Source organism: Actinotignum sp. usb-actsch-213, from assembly GCF_059085665.1.
In genome coordinates this window covers 13548-34309 of sequence record NZ_JBHNSQ010000065.1, presented here as the reverse complement: position 1 = coordinate 34309, position 20762 = coordinate 13548, and the positions used below count along the sequence as shown (strand labels likewise).

Below are 20762 nucleotides of genomic sequence, written 5' to 3'. Positions count from 1 at the left end.
CTGTTGAAAATTGGTTTACTGGGAGCGGGCCGCGCCGGGTTGATGCACGCGCGCATTCTCGCCCACCGTGTTGATGAACTTGTTATTGCCGAACCGAAACCTGAGCGCAGTGCCGCCGTCGTTTCCGAACTGGAAGGTGAGGCTGCAACTCGCGCCCGCATCAGTGAAGCCAGCGTGGAGGCTACCCTCACGGATGTCACCCTGGACGCCCTGGTCCTCACCAGCCCCACGGATGTGCATGCCGAACAGCTGCTGCGCGGCATGGAGCTGGGCATTCCTATGTTCACCGAGAAGCCGGTATCCACCTCGCTGGCCTCGACCCTGAAAGTGCGCGAAGCCGCCCGCGCGCGCGGAGCCCGCATCCAAGTCGGCTTCCAGCGCCGCTTCGATACCGCCTACACCCGGGCCCGCGCGGCGGTGCGCGAAAAAAGCCTGGGCGAGCTGCGCCGCCTGAGCATGGGAACCATGGATCAGGCCCCGGCCGCCCGCGAATTCCTGGCGGCCTCGGGCGGAATTTACATCGACTGCCTCATCCACGATTTCGATATGCTGCGCTGGGTCACCGGGCGCGAAGTCACCGAGGTCATGGCGTTCGGCACCGATCTGGGCCTGGCCGATTTCCGTGACTTCGGCGATGTGTGCGAAACCGCGGCGGTGCTGCGCCTGGAAGGCGATGTGCTCGCCACCGCGCAATCCTCGCGTTTCAACGGCCACGGCTACGACGTGCGCATGGAGCTGCACGGCACCGAGCAGACCCTCGCGGTCGGCTTCGATAGCAAACTCCCCGTGCGCTCCCTCGAGGATGGGGTGTCCTATCCGGAGGAGTCCGCCTGGGTGGATTTCATCGCCCGTTTCGCCGCCTGCTACGAACGCGAAATCGAGGCGTTTTTGGAGGTGGTTGCGGGCCGCGGGGAGATTCCTGCCACGGTGGACGATGCCGTCGCCTCCCTGCGCATCGCGGAAGCCGTGCGGTTATCGCAACGCGAGCACCGCGTGGTATCCCTGGCCGAAATTGAGGGCTAAAACATGGATTTGCGGCTCGACGCGAGCGCTTTCGACTACAGCTTCGTGGTGCTCTACCTGGTGCTGGTCCTCGTCATCGGCGTGGTCACCCGGCGCAAAGTCACTACCTCGGAGGATTTTTTCCTCTCCGGGCGTTCGCTGCCGGCGTGGATCTGCGCGCTGGCTTTCCTCTCCGCGAATATCGGGGCGGTAGAACTCATCGGGATGGCGGCCTCCGGCTCCCAATACGGCCTGCCCACGGTGCATTACTACTGGATCGGCGCGGTGCCGGCCATGATCTTCCTCGGGCTCATTATGATGCCCTTCTATTACGGCTCGCGGGTCCGTTCGGTTCCCGAATACCTGCGTTTGCGTTTCGACCGGCCCACCCACCTCTACCAATCGGTGATTTTCTCGGTGGCGACCATCCTGGTGGCCGGCATCAATCTTTTCGCCCTCGCCCTCCTCATTAATGTGCTTATCGGGGTGCCGCTGTGGGCTTCGATTATTATCGCGGCCGGCGTGGTGCTGGTCTACACGGTGATGGGCGGGCTCACCGCCACCATGTACAACGAGGTGCTGCAATTCCTGCTCATCGTTGCGGTGCTCACCCCGCTGACCATCGCCGGGCTGGCGCGGGTGGGCGGACCGGCCGGGCTGGTCAACGCCCTCAACGAAACCCAGGTGCTCGGCCCGAACGGCCTGGATGTGTGGGGCGGAACCGGACTCGGGAACACCACGAACCCGTACGGGAATTGGATCGCGCTGCTGCTGGGGATGGGCTTCGTGAATTCCTTCGGGTATTGGACCACAAATTTCACCGAGGTGCAGCGCGCGCTGTCCGCCAAAGATATGCGTTCCGCACGCCTGACCCCGATCCTCGCGGCGATCCCGAAAATGTTCTTGCCGCTCATTATTATCGTGCCCGGGCTGATTGCCGCGGTTCTCATCCCGCAGCTGCACACCGGCGAGATCACGCATAACGAAGCCTTCCCGGCGCTTATGGGGGAGGTGCTCCCGCACGGGCTGCTGGGCATGGCGCTGGCCGGGCTGATCGCGGCCTTTATGGCTGGAATGGCGGCGAATGTTTCTTCTTTCAATACCGTGGTCACCTACGATATTTGGGAAACGTACGTGCGCCCGGGCCGCAAGGACACCTACTACATTAAAATCGGGCGCCGCCTGACGATTATCGGGGTGCTTATCGCCATCGGGGCGGCCTTTATCGCGGCGGAATTCTCCAATATTCAGGACTACACCCAGATGTTGCAGTCCATTTTCAACGCCCCGCTTTTCGCCACCTTCATTATGGGAATGTTCTGGGCGCGCATGAGCCCGCAGGCCGGGCTGTGGGGCCTGGTGGCCGGCGCGGCCGGAGCCGGGTTTATCCAGCTGGGCTACGCGAACGGGCTGCTGGACTTCAATTCTTCCCAGGCGGCTTCCTTCACGGCTTCCGGTGTCGCTTTTATTGCCGATTTCATCGTGTCGGTGCTCGTCACGAAGGTCACGCGCCCCAAGCCCATCGAGGAACTCGACGGCTTGGTGTGGGGGCGCGTCAAGATGGATATTAAGGGCGCCCAGCCGGCCCCGAAACTGCACGAAGCCCGGGTGGCCGAAGCCCGCGAACGCGCCCTCACCGGCGAAAAACTGCACTGGTGGGAAGAACCGGTGCCGCTGGGCATCGCGGTGCTCGCGGTGTGCACGGTCCTCAATGTGGTGCTGTAAATGAAGGGATACGAATCTATGAACGACGACGCAGCTCGGCGGAGCGCCGCGCCAGCTTCGGCGCCCGTGCAATCGGGCCACGCGGGTGCAGCGGGCGGCGAGTCCGCTTCGGCGCCGGCGCCGCACCTCCCCGNGGCGCGCCNCGGGCGGCTCTCGCTTTTCGACCTGCGCACCTGGATCGCCATCATGTTCGGGGTTTTCGGAACGATGCTGGCCGGCTACGGGCTCTTCTTCGTGACCGAGGAGGACCTGGCCAAAGCCGCGGGCATCAACCTCAACCTGTGGACCGGCCTGGCCATGATGATCGTGGCGCTCTTCTTTGCCGGCCGCAGCGCCGCCGCCCCGCAGGTGCTCTCCGAAGCGCTCGGCTCGCGCCTGCCCGATGAGGATGCGCAGCCCACCGCGCCGCGGGAGAGCTAAGATTATGTGCAAGCCTAACGCCTACGTCAGGGGACACTTATGACCATTGCGGTTGCCTACAAAATTGCCGGCGATCCACGTTCAGCGCACGTACTGGATTCCGGTGTGGTGGATTGGAGCGGCGCGCGCCTCTCCATTAGCGACGACGACGCCGTTGCCATGCGGGCAGCGCGGGAACTCGGCGACTCCCTGGGCACCGAGGTTGTGGGTATCACCCTGGGCCCCGACTCCATCGGCACCCCGGCGCTGCGCAAAAACGCGCTGTCCAAAGGCCCGGACCGCCTGCTCGTGGTGAGTGATGATGCCACCACCAGCTGGAATTCCACCGCGGTGGGCGAAGCCCTGGCGCGGGTAGTGCAGCGCGACGGCACCATCACAGCGCTTATCACCGGCCCGGGTTCCACCGACGAAGGCTCGAAAATGGTCTCCGGTGTGATCGCCGGGGCGCTGGGCTGGCCGTCTTTCCAGGATGTTTCAGCCATCAACACGGCGGGGGAGGATCTCCTCCTCACCCAGCACACCGGCGGGCAGCGCCGCGAGGTGCGCGTGAGCGGCCCGGTGGTTATCGCTGTCACGTCCGATGCCGCGGCCGTCAAAGTCCCGGCCATGAAAGATATCCTCGACGCTGCCAAAAAGCCCGCCCAACTTCTTACCGCCGCCGACCTCGGCGATATGGAAGGGCGCACCCTTGACCCCATCGCGCGCGCGGTTCCGCCCGTCCAACCTCGCCTCCACCAAATCCTCGACGGCCCCGGCGCCGTGGCTGAACTCGTCGGGATCTTGGATCGGCGCGGCCTGCTGCCGAACGCCGGTTCCACGGGCATTTCTGGCGACGACGCCGCTCCTCACGCTGCCGGCACTCCCGCGGCAGAGGCATCTTCGACTACCGGCGCCGCCCCGGAGCACGCGGTATGGGTGATCACGGCCGGTGCCACTATTTCGCCTTTCCTTCCGGCCCTGCGCCGCTTCGATGCAGTTCATGTGATTGCCCTTGTCCCCGAAGGTGAAACGGCTCCGGAAAGTGGGCAACTGCCCGGCTTCCCGGATGCGACCAGCGTGCAGGTTATTACGCACCCCAGTGACGTGCCGCCCGAGGCCCTGAGCGCGGTGCTCACCGAGCTTGTGGATGCCCGGCCCGGGGATATTGTGCTGGTTCCTAATGAGCCGAGTGAACGCGCGCTGGGTGGGGAAATCGCCGGCCGGCGCGGCTGGCCCATCCTCACCGATGTGCGTGAAGTTAGTGCCGAGCACGTGGTTAGCGGGCGTTTCGGTGCTATCTCCTTGGAAACCTACGCGCGCGCGGGAGTGACCTTCGTGGGCGTTATCGGTTCGCTTCCCGGTACGGCTGCATGTGCTGGCGCTGCCTCGGGCTGTGGCGGCGCAGCGAGCGCTGGTGGCGCCGCGGTATCTGAGGTGGCGGCCCCGGCCGGCGCGATAGCGCCGGCGCGGATCACCGCAGCCGAATCGGAAGATGTGTCCGAGCGGCGCTTGGCCACCGCCACCCGAGTGGTCGGTGCCGGCCGCGGTTTCGCCGCCAAGGAAGATCTGAGGCTCTTCCATGAACTAGCTGAGGTGCTCGACGCCGCGGAAGGAGCAACCCGCCCGCTGGCCGAAGGCGATGCTTGGCTCCCGCGTGATTCCTACGTTGGGCTTTCGGGCACGGTTATCGCCCCGGATTTGTATATCGCCATCGGCATTTCTGGCCAACCGCATCACACCGCGGGAGTTACGGATTCCGGCGTCATCGTGGTGATCAATAATGATCCCGAAGCGGAAATGTTCGAATTCTGCGATTACGGAATCGTCGGAGACCTCTACACGGTGCTTCCCGAGCTCATTACCCTGATCCGAAAGCGGGTAGCGGCCCCGGCTCCGGAAAGCCGGTAGCTACGCCGGCGCCCGAACACGGTAGCGAATTAATAGCCGCGGCCCCGGAAATAGGTGCCAGCCTCGGTTAGCAATTCCTCCTCAATCACCACACAGCCCAATAAGTGGGGGGAGTAACCGGAACGGTTACTCCCCCTGCGTCGTCGTACCCGAAAATAACGGGCGCGTGTTTAGACGAGCGTCATAGCCTGCTGGGCGATGGCCCGCTCCTCATTGGTCGGAACCACGAGCACATGTACCGTGGAATCCTCCGTGGAGATCTCCCGCGCCTTCTTCGAACGCGTGGCGTTCTTTTCGGCATCGTACTTGACACCGAAGGGAGCCAGGCGGTCAAGGACTTCCTTGCGGATAATATCGTCATTCTCACCCACACCGGCGGTGAAGGTCAGGGCATCCAGGCCGCCAAGAATCGCGGTGTAGGAGCCGATGTACTTGACGATGCGATGGACGTAAATATCCACCGCTTCCTTCGCGTTCTCATCGCCCTTCTCCACCATGGCGTGCACGTCACGCAGATCGGAAGAGCCGGTCAACCCCGCCATACCGGACTGGCGGTTGAAAAGCTTATCGATCTCATCGATGGACATCTTCGCCTCGCGAGCCAGGTGGAAGACGGCGGCCGGATCAATATCACCGGTGCGCCCACCCATGACGAGACCCTCCAGCGGGGTCAAGCCCATCGACGTTTCCACCGCGCGACCCGAATCCACCGCGGAAACCGAAGCACCGTTACCGATATGCAGCACGATCTGCTTGAGATCATCGCGGCCGAGGAACTTTGCTACCTCACCGGACACATACTGGTGCGAAGTGCCGTGAGCGCCGTAGCGGCGGATCTCATACTTATCGGCAATCTCGCGGTTGAGGCCGTAACGCGCGGCCTCTTCCGGCAGGCTCTGGAAGAAGGCGGTATCGAAAACCGCCACGTGCGGGACGTTCGGGAGCAGGCGCTGCGCCACCTTGATGCCCTCCAGGGCCGGCGGGTTGTGCAGCGGACCGAGCGGCTGGAGCTCTTCGATCTTCTGGCGTACCGCATCGGTGATGAGGGCCGGGCCATCGAAATACTTCCCGCCCTGGACCACGCGGTGCCCGACGGCGCGAATGGAGCCATCATGCAGGGACGGGCCGGCGGCGTCGAAGAATTCGAGCACCTTCTCCATACCGACTTCGTGGTTGGGAATGGGGCCTTCCCATTCGCGCACGTCCTCACCGTGTTCGTGCTTGACGTGGCCAGAGGGCAGGCCGATCTGCTCCACGAGGCCGGAGGCGAGTTCCTCACCCGATTCGGGGTCCACGACCTTGTACTTGATCGAGGAGGAGCCGGAATTAATTACGAGAACGGACAAAATGATCTCCTTGTGTCTGTGACCGGGTGGACGCCCACCCCTATAACTTCAGTGTAATGCTGGATACAGCTTATTCCTGCGCCTGGATCGCGGTAATCGCCACGGTATTGACGATATCCTCCACGAGCGCGCCGCGGGAAAGGTCATTGACCGGCTTATTCAGGCCCTGGAGCACCGGGCCTACGGCCACCGCGCCCGAAGAACGCTGCACGGCCTTGTAGCCGATATTGCCGGCATTCAGATTCGGGAAAACAAAGACCGTGGCGCGGCCGGCTACCGGGGAATTCGGCAACTTCTTCTTCGCGGCCGCGGCATCCACCGAAGCGTCGTACTGGAGCGGTCCGTCAATAAGCACACCCTCGGGGGCGAGACTCTTTGCGAGCTCCGTGGCTTCCCGAACCGCATCCACATCCGGTCCCTTCCCGGAGGTACCCGAGGAATAGGAGAGCATGGCCACGCGCGGCTCAATACCGAATTGCTGGGCGGTGCGGGCCGAATCGATGGCGATGCCGGCCAACTCTTCCGGGGTGGGATTGGTATTGACCGCGCAATCGGCGTACACGTAGACGCGATCATCCATGAGCATGAGGAAAGCACCGGAGACCGTCTTCGTGCCGGGCTTCATCTTGATGGTCTGGAAGGAGGGAACAATGGTATTCGCAGTGGTGTGATTCGCTCCCGAAACCATGCCATCGGCATCGCCCATGTAGACCATCATGGTGCCGTAGTAGGAAGGATCCTTCATCTTCTCTACGGCCTGATCGTAGGTCACGCCCTTCTTGGCACGCAGCTCGGCGAACTTCTCCGCGTAGCGGCGCACCCGCTCCGGATCGCCCAGGGAAATAATCTCCGCACCGGATACATCCACCCCGAGCTCAGCTGCGCGGGCGAGAACCTCATCCTTTTCCCCGACCAGCGTAATATCCGCGATATCGCGAGCCAGGATCTGTGCGGTGGCCAGCAAAATGCGGTCATCTTCGGCTTCCGGCATAACAATGCGCTTCTTTGCCTTGCGGGCCCGGGCCGCCAGAGAGGCCTGGAAGGATAGCGGGGTAATAACCGAGGATTCCTCTTCCATCGCGGCAATGAGAATGGCCCGGTCTGCATCGGTAAAGGAACGCGCCTCACCATCGGGGAGGTAAATAGTAGGAATGCCCAGGTCACGCATGGTAGTCGGAACGGAGTCATCGGCATCGACAACAATAAGCGCACTCAGGGTGCCGTACCGATCCGCGATTTCCTTCGCGGAAAGCTGGGCAACAACCTCCACCTGCGCGGCACTGCGCTGAGCCGCCGAAACGGCAACGATGCCGGTGGTTCCCAGGTTGGCGATGGTGCGGCCGGTACGCGAAAGCATCCCGGGATTGATGGGATCCCCGTCCAGAATGCCGAGAATGAGCACCGCATCAAAGTTCTGGGCGTAATCCGTGTAGCGATTCACCAGCTGGGTCATGGCCTCTTCTTCGTCAGCCACGTAAGCCTGCCGGCTCGAACCCCAGGCGATATCGCGATCCTCGCCGCGGCCAACCTGGTCGAGCAGCTGAAGGAAGGCGGAGTCATTTTCGATATTTCCGTTGGTGAACGCCCGGAACACCCCGACGTTCTTGTAAGTGGAGGTGAGTACATCAACGTAGGCGCTGGCAACCGCCTGGGTGCCCGCATTGCCTTCTACCGCGGTGAAATATACGCTGTAGGTCACTTTCTTATCCTTCCGGCCCGTGAGGACCCTTGAAAAAATAGGCGTATCCACGCCGGGATATCCCATCAAATAATCTCACATCTTGCGGGCAGATGTGCATGCCCAGCTCAGGTCCGTGCGGGCGGGGGAACGCCGTCGCTGCATTCCGGTGACGAAGGTCCTAGAAACCTTCCGGGTGGGGTCTGGCGCTCAGTAGGCGCCGGCGCGTTTTAATCATTAGAATGAACAGCGTGAATACCAGCGATAATTCCCCGGTTCTTGTTGTCGATTTTGGTGCGCAGTACGCTCAGCTCATTGCGCGGCGCGTTCGTGAAGCACACGTTTATTCAGAAATTGTTCCGCATACTATGTCCGCCGCGGATATGCTGGCGAAAAAACCCGCGGCCATTATTCTTTCCGGTGGCCCGGCATCCGTGTACGCGGAGGGCGCTCCAGCAATCGATAAGGATATTTTTGAGGCCGGGGTGCCCATCCTCGGGATCTGCTACGGGTTCCAGGCGATGGCCCAGGCACTGGGCGGGCGCGTGGGGCGCACTGGCACCCGCGAATACGGACGTACGGAAGCCCGTACCGCCGGTGATTCTTGCCTCTTCGCCGGCCTGGAAGATAAGCAAATTGTGTGGATGAGCCACGGGGATGCCGTGAGCGAAGCTCCCGAAGGCTTTACCGTTACCGCCGCTACCGATGAAACTCCGGTGGCCGCATTTGAAGATCGCAAGCGCCGGCTCTTCGGCGTGCAATGGCACCCGGAAGTGCTCCACTCCCAACGAGGTCAGGCCGCTCTGGAAAACTTCCTCTACGAGGGCGCGGGGATTAGTCCGAACTGGACTCCTTCCTCCATTATTGACGAGCAAGTGGCCCAGATTCGCGAGCGGGTGGGTTCCGCGCAAGTGATCTGCGCACTCTCCGGCGGGGTGGATTCCTCGGTTGCGGCTGCCCTTGTACACAAAGCCATTGGTGACCAGCTCACCTGCTTCTTTATCGACCACGGGCTGCTGCGCGCCGGTGAACGTGAGCAGGTGGAACGCGATTACGCGGAAAGTACGGGCATTCGTATCTTCACTATTGATGAATCGCAGCGCTTCCTCTCCGCGCTGGCTGGCGTGCGCGATCCGGAAACAAAGCGCAAGATTATCGGGCGGGAATTTATTCGCTCTTTCGAAAGTGCGCAGCGTCAGCTAGTCGATAAGCTCGGTGGCGGGGAGGACGTGAAATTCCTTGTTCAGGGTACTCTCTACCCCGACGTGGTGGAATCGGGCGGGGGAGAAGGCGCCTCCAATATTAAGAGCCACCACAATGTGGGTGGCTTGCCCGAGGATATGAATTTCGAGCTTATTGAGCCCCTGCGCAGCCTCTTCAAGGATGAGGTGCGTGCTATTGGGCGCGAACTGGGCGTGCCTGAGAAAATCGTGGCCCGCCAGCCCTTCCCGGGGCCGGGTCTGGCGATCCGCGTGATCGGCGAAGTTACCGAAGATAACCTGCGCATCCTGCGCGAAGCGGATGCTATCGCTCGCGAAGAACTTACCGCGGCAGGTTTGGACGCCGAGATTTGGCAGTGCCCGGTGGTGCTGCTGGCGGAGGTTCATTCGGTGGGCGTGCAGGGGGATCACCGCACCTACGGGCATCCCATTGTGCTGCGCCCGGTATCTTCCGAGGATGCGATGACGGCAGATTGGGCGCGCGTTCCTTACGACGTGCTCGCCCATATTTCCAACCGCATCACAAACTCTGTTGCGGAAGTAAATCGCGTGGTTCTGGATGTAACCTCCAAGCCGCCGGCAACGATTGAATGGGAATAGGACTTCCTATTAAAAGTGATTTCTCACACATATGGGACGAGTGGTGACGTGAAGTCGCGTATCGGCGCGCCCGCCGGGGGTGCCGCGGGATTGTGCGCCACTCGTCTCACGTGTCTGGGAATGTTTTTTCACAGAAGCGCGTTAGGATAAATGTAGGCGCGGACAGCGAGTGGTAAACGCCCGCCGCCCGTGCCGGACAATACAATCGAGAGTCGCTTGTGCCTGGCCGATTAATACGGACAACAGGTAAAAGAATCAGGACTTGTTACCTCGGTGCCGTAGCGATTCGCGCAAGGGCGTGGATACGGTGCGGACGCAAGCGTGCGGCAATTTCTTACGGAATCTCTGTTCCGTTGTGAATTGCTTTATGCTTGGATAATAACGGGTACTGACACGACACAAGGAGAGTTAGACGCACATGGAGCGCACTGCTACCGATACCCCAACAGAGGAAGCCTGGGCGGGTTTCACGTCCGGCACCTGGAATGAAGCCATTGACGTTCGTGACTTCATCCAGAAGAACTACACCCCCTACGAAGGGGATGCTTCGTTCCTGGCCGGCCCGACGGAGAAGACCACTCGGCTGTGGGAGTCTCTTGAGGAAAATTACCTCTCCGAGGAGCGTCGTCGTCGCGTGTACGACGTCGACACCGACACCCCGGCCGATATTGACGCTTTCCCCGCCGGCTACATTTCCGAAGATGACGACGTCGTCGTCGGCCTGCAGACCGATGTTCCGCTCAAGCGCGCGATGATGCCCAACGGTGGCTGGCGCATGGTGGAAACCGCCATCAAGGAAGCGGGCAAGGAAGTAAACCCGGAGATCAAGAAGATCTTCACCCGCTACCGCAAGACTCACAATGACGCGGTCTTTGATATTTACACCCCGCGTATTCGCGCGGCTCGGTCCTCGCACATTATTACCGGCCTTCCGGATGCTTACGGCCGTGGTCGCATTATTGGTGACTACCGCCGCGTGGCGCTCTACGGTGTGGATAAGCTCATCGAAGAGAAGCAGGCCATGAAGGATTCCGTGGCCGCTCAGCCCTTCTCCGAGCACTGGGCTCGTTTCCGTGAGGAACACGCGGAGCAGATCAAGGCCCTGAAGAAGCTCAAGACCCTCGGTGAGATCTACGGCTTCGACATCTCCGGCCCGGCGAAGAACTCGCGTGAAGCCGTGCAGTGGCTGTACTTCGGCTACCTCGCTTCCGTGAAGAGCCAGGACGGCGCGGCCATGTCCATCGGCCGTCTGTCCGCCTTCCTCGATATTTACTTCGAGCGCGATCTGGCTGCCGGAACCATCACGGAATCCGATGCGCAGGAAATGATTGACAACCTCGTCATGAAGCTGCGTATCGTCCGCTTCCTGCGCACCATCGATTACGATCAGATCTTCTCCGGTGATCCCTACTGGGCCACCTGGTCGGATGCCGGTTTCGGTGATGACGGGCGCACCCTCGTTACCAAGACCTCCTTCCGTCTGCTCCAGACCCTGCGTAACCTGGGTCCGGCTCCGGAACCGAATATCACCATTTTCTGGGATCCGGCGCTTCCGGAAGGCTACAAGGAATTCTGCGCGGCCATCTCCATCGAAACATCGTCCATCCAGTACGAATCTGACGAACAGATTCGTAACCAGTGGGGCGACGATGCCGCCATCGCTTGCTGTGTCTCCCCGATGCGGGTGGGCAAGCAGATGCAGTTCTTCGGTGCTCGTGTGAACTCCGCGAAGGCCCTGCTCTACGCCATCAACGGCGGCCGCGATGAAATGACCGGCAAGCAGGTGACCGAACCGGGTCTGTTCACCCCGATCGAAGGCGACGGCCCGCTTGACTTCGACGAAGTCTGGCAGAAGTACGAAGAGATGCTCGACTGGGTAGTTGGTACCTACGTTGAAGCTCTCAACATCATCCACTACTGCCACGACCGCTACGCTTACGAGTCGGTGGAGATGGCTCTCCACGATTCGGAGATCATCCGTACCATGGGTTGCGGTATTGCCGGCCTGTCCATCGTGGCTGACTCGCTTTCCGCGATCAAGTACGCGAAGGTCTACCCGGTTCGTGATGAGACCGGCCTCGTTGTCGATTACAAGACGGAAGGCACCTTCCCGATCTACGGTAACGACGACGACCGCGCTGATGACATCGCGGCAACCGTGGTCCACACCATCATGTCGAAGATCAAGGCGATCCCGATGTACCGCGACGCCATCCCGACCCAGTCGGTGCTGACCATTACCTCCAACGTGGTGTACGGCAAGGCCACGGGTTCCTTCCCGTCCGGCCACAAGGCTGGCACCCCGTTCTCCCCGGGCGCGAACCCGGAGAACGGCATGGATACCCACGGTATGGTGGCGTCCATGATGTCCGTTGGTAAGCTGGATTACAAGGATGCCCTCGATGGTATTTCCTTGACGAATACCATTACGCCGGCCGGTCTCGGCCGCAATAAGGAAGAGCAGGTCAAGAACCTGGTCGGAATTATGGATGCCGGCTTCATGGCTGAAGAAGACTAAAACTCTAAGATTCAACCCCCAACAAAGAAAAGAAGGTAAAAAATGGCTAAGACCTACGAAGAGCGTCTCGAGTCGATGAAGGCTGCTCGCGAAGATAACGGTGGGGTGCAGGGTCTGTACCACGCCAATATCAACGTGCTGGATCGTTCCACCCTCGAGGACGCGATCGATCACCCCGAGAAGTACCCGAACCTGACCGTTCGCGTGTCCGGCTACGCTGTCAACTTCGTGAAGCTGACCCGCGAACAGCAGCTCGACGTTCTGTCGCGTACCTTCCATCACTCGGCATAACAATTGTCTGCTGAGTTGCGACTAGCACCGGTCGGCCTTCAAGATTTCGAAGCGCCGACCGGTCGGTTGCAGGGGGCCGGTCTCGGAGGAATCGATGTCCTCGACGACATCGAACGTAAAGAACGGCTTCGCAAGATGCGCGAGGGAACCCTCGGTTCCGTCCACTCGTGGGAACTTGTGACCGCGGTGGACGGGCCCGGAACCCGAATGACAGTCTTCATGGCAGGATGCCCCCTGCGGTGCCTGTACTGTCACAACCCTGACACCTTCATTATGAAGGATGGTCAGCCGGTGGATTCTGATGAATTGCTGCGGCGCTGGAAACGCTACCGTCGTATGTTCAAGGCGACTGGCGGTGGAATCACGATCTCGGGTGGCGAATGCTTAATGCAACCCGCCTTCCTCAAGACCGTGCTCCGCGGCGCCAAGGAAATGGGAATCCATACGTGTATCGATACTTCCGGATATCTTGGGCGTAACGTCGATGACGAAATGATGAGCTATATCGACATGGTGTTGCTCGACGTTAAATCCGGATCCGAAGAAGTCTACAAGCGCACGACCGGCCGCGAACTGCAACCGACCATTGATTTTGGTGATCGATTGGCTGCTGCGGGCAAGGAAATCTGGGTACGTTTCGTACTCGTGCCCGGGCTGACAGACGATCCGGAGAACGTGGAGAACGTTGCGAAGATCGTTGCACGGTGGAAGAACGCGGTCAGCCGCGTTGAAGTCCTACCGTTCCACCAGATGGGTCGAGACAAGTGGCATTCACTTGGCTACGACTACCAACTGGAAGACGTCGTACCGCCGTCACCACAAGCCGTGGAAGAAGCGCGGGAACACTTCCGGCGCTTGGGGCTTAATACCCCGGCTTTCTAAAGGCTACGGATGACGCTAAGGGCCGCGTCCCGCGAGGGATGCGGCCCTTTCGTGTGCGTGCCTGCGTGGGGTACGCACTGCTCGGTGCTGCGGCGTCGTACCTAAAACGTGAGGTACGACGCCGCAGCTGCGGCCACCGCGGGCGGCCGCAGCTACACCGGGCGGCGCGCCAGTGTGGCAGCGCTACATGGTATTGACCACGAGCCCGATATGAGTATAGAAGTTCATCGCACCGAAGAGCATAAAGATCACCCCGCTGATAACCAGGCACCAGTAGGCGGCGTTCACTACGCCGTCGCGCACCTGCCCGCGGGCATTCGGCCGCACCGCGGCAAAGAAGAGAATCGCGCCCACACCGGCCAGGCCAAAGACTGCGGAGAGGGCGATGGATTCCAACCAGGGGTAAGCCGCGAAGGACCCAGAAATCGGCTCCTGGGGAGGCGCCGCAAAGAATTGATAGACCATCCCGGCGCACATAATTGCCAATAACGCCAAGCCCATTGCCAGCGCGAAAATGGAGACGGGGCGGGCAATCCGGGCGAAAGTGCGGAAAGGAGCGTCGGAAGCGAGGATACGATCCCCGCGCTTCCACAGGATGAAACTCGCCGCCAGCAAGAGCACCCCGAAGCCGAGGCAGGTTTCTCCAAAGATAATATTGTCAAAGGGGAAGCCCCCGGCGGCCAGCGGCCACGTGAGGGACATATGCAGGCCGGTCAGCGTCTGGATTAGGCCGGTCACGAAGAAGCCCAGGGTGTATCCATCCAGGCTCACGGCCTTATCGGTATCCGCTCCAGCTCCCGCAACTTCCGCTGGAACCGCGCTGCGCAACTGCACCAGCAGCCGGCCAACCAACATCAAGCCCACCCCGGCCGCGATGGCCATAATGGTGTTGTAGGTGGGCATCGAAGCCCAATCAATCATTCCCGGGGTACTTTCCCCGGTAAAGAAATCTCCCACGTTCACCACTCCTTTCTCTTAGCTAGGACTAATGTCCCCATGATAGCCGGCTTCGCCCGCTGCAGTGGGCCGCAACACAGTAAGCTAGGGCTATGAGTCACTACCGCGTGCATAACCCCAATACCGGCGAGGTGGAAGAACGCTTCGCCTCCCTTCCCACCGCTGCTATCCCCGGCGTGATCGGAGCTGCCTGGGATGCTTTTACCACGTGGCGGGATACCCCAATGGCACGCCGTAGCGAGATCCTGCACCGCTTCGGGGAACTCGTCACGGAGCGCTCCGATGAACTTGCTGAGCTCATCGGGCGCGAAATGGGTAAACCGTTACGCGACGGCGCCGCGGAACTCGCCACGGTCAGCCACCATGCCCACTGGTTTGCGGATAACGCGCCGCGCTATCTGGAACCCACCACGCTGGATGCTGAGGACGGCATTCTTACCTACGTGCTCCATCAGCCGCTGGGTGTTCTGCTGGGAATCATGCCGTGGAATTTTCCCTATTCTCAAATCGCCCGTTTCGCACTACCCCAACTCATGGTCGGGAATACCGTCCTCATGAAACAGGCAGAGATCTGCCCGCGCTCCTCGGCTGCTTTTGAAGCGCTGCTGCGGGAGGCTGGCCTACCCTCCGGGGTGTACCAGAATATCTACCTGGATATCGAGGATACGGAGCATGTGCTAGCAGATCCGCGCGTTAAAGGAGTATCGCTCACCGGCTCGGACCGAGCAGGGTCCTCGGTTGCGCAGTTGGTCGGGAAGTACACGAAACGCTCCCTCTTGGAATTGGGCGGTAATGACGCCATGGTGGTCCTAGATGCCGCTGATATCCCCGCGGTAGCGCGCGAGGCGGTGCGCACACGCGTTTTCAATGCCGGGCAGGTCTGTACCTCGAATAAGCGCATTATCGTGCTGGAGAGCGTTTTTGAGGAATTCTTCGCGGCGGCCCGCACGGAGATCGCAAGCATTGTGGTGGGGCCCTATGATGACCCGGCCACGGATATGGGGCCGCTGTCCTCGATTGCGGCACGTGATGACGTGGTGCGGCGGGTGGAGAGCGCCGTCGCCGCTGGAGCGCACCTCCACTACGGTGGTGAAAGAATTGACCGTCCCGGGGCCTATATGACCCCGGCACTGCTTACCGATATCCCCGCCGGCCACGATATCGCGTGCAACGAAGTATTCGGGCCGGTGGTGGCGCTCTACCGGGTCGCGGATGAGGAAGAAGCCCTCGCGCTGGCCAATAGCACCGCCTACGGTTTGCAATCCTCGGTGTGGAGTCAGGATCTGGAGAAAGCGCAGCGCTTCGCGGCACGGCTCGCCGCCGGGATGACCATTATCAATAAGCACCGTGAATCGGCGCCCACGTGGCCATTCGGAGGGATTAACCGGTCCGGTTACGGCCGGGAGGAAGGCGCCTGGGGCTTGCGTGCCTTCACTAATGAACACGCGGTGCGAGTCCACCCGGCACGGTAGGTACGACGCCGCAGCTTAGCTGGCGCGGGGCCGGCCGGGCAGGTAGGTGCCGCATGTCATCCGCCTGTGACCGGAGTGAGAGCAACGCGAAGCTCGGGGGCGTTTTTTGTGTCGGGGTGGTGTCGTACCCTAGAAGGGCTATGGAGGAATCGTACAAGTCAACAATCGCGCGGCTGCGGGAACGCGTGGCGGCCGCACAGCAAGCCGGGGCTACCGTGGGGCGGCGCCCGGGTGTGCCCGCACCAGCCCAGGCCGGTGAAAGTGCGCCTACAGGTCAGGGCAGGGCGGAGGCTGCGAATATGCCGGAGGTTTCGGGCGCGGCGGCGCGTATTCTCACCGGCCTCAATAGCGCCCAGCGGGAAGCCGTGGTCCACACCGGCGGTCCGCTGCTCGTGGTCGCCGGGGCCGGCTCGGGGAAAACCCGGGTACTTACCTCGCGTATTGCCTATCTCATCGCCACCGGGCAGGCTCATCCGGCCAATATCCTCGCCATTACTTTCACCAATAAGGCCGCCCGGGAAATGCGCGAACGTTTGGAGGGAATGCTCGGCGGCCTGGCCCGCGGTATGTGGATCTCCACCTTCCATTCTGCCTGCGTGCGGATTCTGCGCGCCGAACACCGCGCGCTCGGGATGCGTTCCACTTTTACTATTTACGATGCCGCAGATTCCCAGCGCCTCATGACCATGGTGTGCCGGGAAGAAAATATTGACATCCGGGCCTACCCACCCAAAATGCTCAGTCGCCAGGTCTCCAATCTCAAGGATGAACTGGTTACCCCGGCTGCGCAGGCCGCGGCCGCCACCGATCGGGATGGCCAGGTGCTGGCCCAGGCATATGCCGCCTACCAGAATCGCCTGGAGCGTGCCAATGCGCTGGATTTTGATGATCTTATTATGCGTACGGTGGAGGTGCTCACCTCCCATCCGGATATTGCCGAACGCTACCGCACGCGTTTCCGCCATATTTTGGTGGATGAATATCAGGACACCAACCACGCCCAGTATGTTCTGGTGCGCACCCTCGCCGGGCAAGGCCCGGAACGCTCCTCCCTCACCGTGGTGGGCGATGCCGATCAGTCCATTTACGCCTTCCGCGGGGCCACTATCCGCAATATTGAGGATTTTGAGAAGGACTTCGCGGATGCCACCAGCGTGGTCCTGGAGCAAAACTATCGCTCCACCCAAAATATTCTCTCGGCTGCCAATGCTGTGATCTCCCACAATGAAGGGCGCCGGCCCAAAAAACTGTGGACGGATTCGGGTAGCGGGGAAAAGATCACCGGCTACGTGGCCGATTCGGAAAGCGATGAAGCCCATTTCGTTGTCACGGAAATTGACCGGCTCCGGGATGATAACGGGGTGCGCTACGGGGATGTCGCTGTGTTTTACCGCACCAATTCCCAGGCGCGTGCCCTGGAAGAAATGTTCGTGCGCTCCGGGATTCCCTACCGGGTGATCGGCGGTACCCGCTTCTACGAACGTAAAGAAATCAAGGATGCCCTCGCGTACCTGCACGCGGTGGCGAACCCGGATGATACCGTCTCGCTGCGCCGCATTATTAACGAACCGAAACGCGGGGTGGGGGATACCGCACAGGGCCATCTGGCCACCCATGCCCAACGCTGGAATATTTCCTTCGGCGCTGCGGTAGCGGATGTGGCCAATCCTCACCCGGAGCGTGGTGAGGTTGCGGGGCTGACGGCCCGGGCCCGCAGCGCCGTCGCCGCTCTGGCCCGCATCCTGGAACAGGCCCGCGCTGAAGCGGAGTCCGGCGGTAAACCCGCGGATATCCTCGATTACCTCATGGACGAATCCGGGTACCTGGCCGTGCTACAAGAATCCAAAGACCCGCAGGATCTCAGCCGGGTGGAAAACCTGGCCGAATTACACGCGGTCGCGGTGGAATTTTCCGCCCAAAATCCGGATGCTGGGCTGGGGGAGTGGCTGGACCAGATTTCGCTGGTCTCAGATACGGATCGGCTTCCCGAAGGTAGCGAATCCGAAGGGGAAACCACCCTCATGACGGTCCACACCGCGAAAGGTCTGGAATTCCCGGTTGTGTTCGTGACCGGCCTGGAAGATGGCACCTTCCCGCATATGCGCTCCCTGGATGACCGGCGCGAATTGGCTGAGGAACGCCGTCTCGCCTACGTGGCCTTCACTCGTGCACGCGAACGCCTTTATATATCGCGGGCAGCAGCGCGCTCCTCCTGGGGCGCCCCTCAGGAATTCCCGCCCTCGCGTTTCATTGAAGAAATCCCGCCCGAACTTATTGACTGGCGCCGGGAACAGTCCTCTCAGGATCTCGTGCGCGGGGCCGGCATCGGATCCGGTATCGGTTCTGGATACGGGTGGGGGAGTCGGCAGCGGCACTCCGCATCGTTCTTTGACGACGACGCTGGACCAGTTATCGGTTCGGGCAAATTTAAACCCGGGAAACTCGGGGTACCCGCCGCCGCGAACTCGGCTTCTCAAGCAGATTCCTCGGAAAGCAACGTGGCTAACGCGGCTGGCCCACAGACGGGCGCCGCAGGTGCTTCGGAAAAGTCCGCGGGCGCCGCAGGTAGCTCCGCCGGCGCGGCAGATACCGTGCCGGATACCAAAGGCTTCGCGGTAGGTGACACGGTAGAGCACCGCTCCTTCGGGCGGGGGACCATCCTCGGCTTTGAAGGCCGGGGAAAGTCCACCACCGCGAAGGTAGCTTTCGGCTCGGTCACGAAACGTTTGATGCTGCGCTTCGCTCCCTTGACGAAAGTGGAGAAGCAACCCCGGTAGCCCCAAGGGGCACAGCGGTATTAGCCGGTACGCTCAGGGTGCGGCGGTGGCTGCGCGCCGCTGCTCGCCCGCCTAGCTTGCGCCAGGCCAGCGCGCTCAAGAACACCACCCCGTCGGTGAAAGCCATCATCGCCGAGGTAGCCAAATCCAGGTAGAGGGCCAGCACGAAACCAAGGAGCGCTTCAGCCACCGCAATAATCATGGTGAGAACCAGAAGGTGGCGCAGCGAGCGGGCGAAAAGAATCGCCGTGGCGGCCGGAACCACCATAAGAGCGATCACGAGGATCGCCCCCGCGGCGTTGAAAGCTGCCACCACGGTCAGCGAGACCAGCATCATGAGCCCCAGCTCCACCGCCCGCACCGGGAACCCGATGGTCGCCGCGAAATCACTGTCGAAGGTATCGGTTTTGAGCACCCGGAAAAACACCGCGATGAAAATAGCGTTGAGCGCGCACACCGCGAGCAGCTGCCACATGGTGCGCGGGCCGATATCATAACCGCCGATAATGATATGTTCTGGGCTGAGGGCCATGAGATTGAGATCCCCGGTCAGCACAGTGTCCTGGCAAATATGGACGTGGGAAAGTGTGGTCGAGAGCAACAAAATACCCAGGGCGAAAAGTACCGGGAAAATCACGCCCTGGCTGGCATCCCCGGTCAGCAACCGGGTGCGGTCCAATTGCTGGGCACCCAGCACCACCACCAAACCCATGAGCGCCGCGCACACCACCATCACCGGGGAATGCGTGGAACCGGAAAGAATTGTGCCGATAACAATTCCCGGGAGCACCGCGTGGGACATCGCATCCACCAGCATGGACCGGCCACGTAACACCAGGAAAACCCCGGGAAGTGCGCAGGTTACCGCGGTCACCACCGCAAGCAACATCACTGCCACGATGAAACTCATCGCTCACTCCTTTCCGAACCAGCGGGCGCTGCCACACCAGCGGGCGCTGCCACACCGGCCGGCGCCGCAGGCGCCGGCGTCGTCGCCGATTTTTGCACCGCTGCGGTGGCTGTTACCGTTCCCGTAACCGGATCCGCGGTAGCAGCGCGTGCCCGCGCCACTAGATCTTCACGCAAACGCCGCTGACGCAATGCCACCACCACGATGGAGCGGCGCGGCGCGGCCAGCAAAGACAAGGCGAAAATAACGAAAAGGTGGATGACCACAACGGGGCCGGTGGGAACCTTCCCCAGGCACACGGATAGGTACGCACCCGCCGCGCCCGCAACCCCACCGAAAATACCGGCCAGCACCATCATCGAGGACATGCGGTGCGTCCACTGGCGCGCGGCCGCGGCCGGCATAATTGCGAAAGCCACCATGAGAATAAGCCCCACGCCCTTAATCCCAATAACGATGGCGATGGTGACGAGCACCAGCATGAGCGGAGTGAGCACCCGCGGGCTGAAACCCTGCAATTGTGCCGTGACCGGGTCGAAAGTTACCAATTTGATTTCTTTGAAGAAAGCGAGGATAACGGCAACGGTGAGCAGCCCAAACACGGTGATGGTCACCAGGTCCCCGGCGCGTACATTCGCCGCATTCCCAAACATGTAGCTGTCGATCCCGCCGCGATTGGGCAGGTGAGAATGGGTAAGTAGGCGCAGGCACACCATCCCGCCCCCGTAAAACAGCGAGAGGCAGATCGCCATGGCGGCATCCGGCTTCACTTTTGAATGCGCCACGATGATATTGGTGAGAACGACGGCGCACATCGCCGCCGCGCTCGCCCCGAGAACTAGGACCACCATCGAGCGCCCATCAGTGCCCAGCAGCGTCGCCACGGTGAACGCGGCAACAACACCGAGAATGGAGCTGTGCCCGATAACATCGGAAACCAGTGACTGGCGGCGCAAATAAAGCAGGCAGCCCGCCACCCCGGAAAACACCCCGATGAGGGTGGTGCCGATCAGCATGGTGCGGAAAATGTAGGTTCCCCACAATTCCAGCGGGGAAATAAAATCAATCATTGCCCCG

General features: G+C 61.3%; 12 protein-coding genes and 1 pseudogene. 8 read left to right on the top strand and 5 right to left on the bottom strand.

The features are described from left to right. Positions 1–3 precede the first annotated feature (3 nt). The 3 genes from AC5RK6_RS06770 (at position 4) to AC5RK6_RS06760 (ending at position 5034) form a co-directional block, all read left to right on the top strand. Complete coding sequence (locus AC5RK6_RS06770; protein WP_087070573.1) at positions 4–1023, top strand: Gfo/Idh/MocA family protein; 1020 nt, start codon at positions 4–6, stop codon at positions 1021–1023. 3 nt (positions 1024–1026) lie between these two features. Then, the gene (locus tag AC5RK6_RS06765; RefSeq protein WP_087070574.1) at positions 1027–2727 is read left to right on the top strand and encodes a sodium:solute symporter family protein; all 1701 of its coding nucleotides are present in this window, start codon (positions 1027–1029) and stop codon (positions 2725–2727) included. Between the two features lie 459 nt (positions 2728–3186). Beyond that, positions 3187–5034, top strand: a complete 1848-nt coding sequence (locus AC5RK6_RS06760; RefSeq protein WP_435730680.1) for an FAD-binding protein — start codon at positions 3187–3189, stop codon at positions 5032–5034. Between the two features lie 170 nt (positions 5035–5204). Here the strand turns inward: AC5RK6_RS06760 and AC5RK6_RS06755 are convergent, their stop codons facing one another. Continuing rightward, entirely contained in the window at positions 5205–6380 is a 1176-nt protein-coding gene (locus AC5RK6_RS06755; RefSeq protein ID WP_320757548.1) for an acetate/propionate family kinase, read from the bottom strand. A gap of 70 nt (positions 6381–6450) precedes the next feature. Further along, complete coding sequence (pta, locus tag AC5RK6_RS06750; RefSeq protein WP_435730681.1) at positions 6451–8145, bottom strand: phosphate acetyltransferase; 1695 nt, start codon at positions 8143–8145, stop codon at positions 6451–6453. 155 nt (positions 8146–8300) lie between these two features. Between pta and guaA the strand changes: the two genes are divergently transcribed. From guaA to pflA, 3 genes and pseudogenes are all read left to right on the top strand, one after another. Further along, positions 8301–9878, top strand: coding sequence for a glutamine-hydrolyzing GMP synthase (gene guaA / locus AC5RK6_RS06745; RefSeq protein WP_016443034.1), 1578 nt, complete (start codon positions 8301–8303; stop codon positions 9876–9878). 418 nt (positions 9879–10296) lie between these two features. Continuing rightward, positions 10297–12687, top strand: a pseudogene (pflB, locus tag AC5RK6_RS06740) (formate C-acetyltransferase). A gap of 3 nt (positions 12688–12690) precedes the next feature. Continuing rightward, complete coding sequence (pflA, locus tag AC5RK6_RS06735; protein WP_051278118.1) at positions 12691–13569, top strand: pyruvate formate-lyase-activating protein; 879 nt, start codon at positions 12691–12693, stop codon at positions 13567–13569. Positions 13570–13752: 183 nt separating this feature from the next. On the opposite strand, the gene AC5RK6_RS06730 is transcribed toward pflA, so the two are convergent. Beyond that, positions 13753–14526, bottom strand: a complete 774-nt coding sequence (locus AC5RK6_RS06730; RefSeq protein WP_320757546.1) for a DUF981 family protein — start codon at positions 14524–14526, stop codon at positions 13753–13755. 92 nt (positions 14527–14618) lie between these two features. Here AC5RK6_RS06730 and AC5RK6_RS06725 point away from each other — a divergent pair, with 92 nt between their 5' ends. Together AC5RK6_RS06725 and AC5RK6_RS06720 are read left to right on the top strand one after the other, a co-directional pair. Beyond that, positions 14619–15998 carry an aldehyde dehydrogenase family protein gene (locus AC5RK6_RS06725; RefSeq protein WP_320757545.1) on the top strand — a complete coding sequence of 460 codons (1380 nt, stop codon included), beginning with the start codon at positions 14619–14621 and terminating at the stop codon, positions 15996–15998. A gap of 140 nt (positions 15999–16138) precedes the next feature. Then, entirely contained in the window at positions 16139–18775 is a 2637-nt protein-coding gene (locus AC5RK6_RS06720) for a UvrD-helicase domain-containing protein (protein ID WP_320757544.1), read from the top strand. Here AC5RK6_RS06720 and AC5RK6_RS06715 read toward each other — a convergent pair. Together AC5RK6_RS06715 and AC5RK6_RS06710 are read right to left on the bottom strand one after the other, a co-directional pair. Beyond that, positions 18714–19685 (bottom strand): metal ABC transporter permease, encoded by a 972-nt coding sequence (locus AC5RK6_RS06715; RefSeq protein ID WP_320757543.1) that lies wholly within the window; start codon positions 19683–19685, stop codon positions 18714–18716. The two genes, AC5RK6_RS06720 and AC5RK6_RS06715, sit on opposite strands and share 62 nt — an antisense overlap. Next, the gene (locus tag AC5RK6_RS06710) at positions 19682–20755 is read right to left on the bottom strand and encodes a metal ABC transporter permease (protein WP_320757542.1); all 1074 of its coding nucleotides are present in this window, start codon (positions 20753–20755) and stop codon (positions 19682–19684) included. The genes AC5RK6_RS06715 and AC5RK6_RS06710 overlap by 4 nt, the downstream gene beginning before the upstream one ends. Positions 20756–20762: the final 7 nt, after the last annotated feature.

Bases quoted from the DNA above. Each gene is read 5' to 3' on its own strand.
- AC5RK6_RS06765 (WP_087070574.1), top strand. From the start codon at position 1,027: ATGGATTTGCGGCTCGACGCGAGCGCTTTCGACTACAGCTTCGTGGTG.
- AC5RK6_RS06760 (WP_435730680.1), top strand. From the start codon at position 3,187: ATGACCATTGCGGTTGCCTACAAAATTGCCGGCGATCCACGTTCAGCG.
- pta (WP_435730681.1), bottom strand. From the start codon at position 8,145: ATGGGATATCCCGGCGTGGATACGCCTATTTTTTCAAGGGTCCTCACG.
- guaA (WP_016443034.1), top strand. From the start codon at position 8,301: ATGAACAGCGTGAATACCAGCGATAATTCCCCGGTTCTTGTTGTCGAT.
- AC5RK6_RS06725 (WP_320757545.1), top strand. From the start codon at position 14,619: ATGAGTCACTACCGCGTGCATAACCCCAATACCGGCGAGGTGGAAGAA.
- AC5RK6_RS06720 (WP_320757544.1), top strand. From the start codon at position 16,139: ATGGAGGAATCGTACAAGTCAACAATCGCGCGGCTGCGGGAACGCGTG.
- AC5RK6_RS06715 (WP_320757543.1), bottom strand. From the start codon at position 19,685: ATGAGTTTCATCGTGGCAGTGATGTTGCTTGCGGTGGTGACCGCGGTA.
- AC5RK6_RS06710 (WP_320757542.1), bottom strand. From the start codon at position 20,755: ATGATTGATTTTATTTCCCCGCTGGAATTGTGGGGAACCTACATTTTC.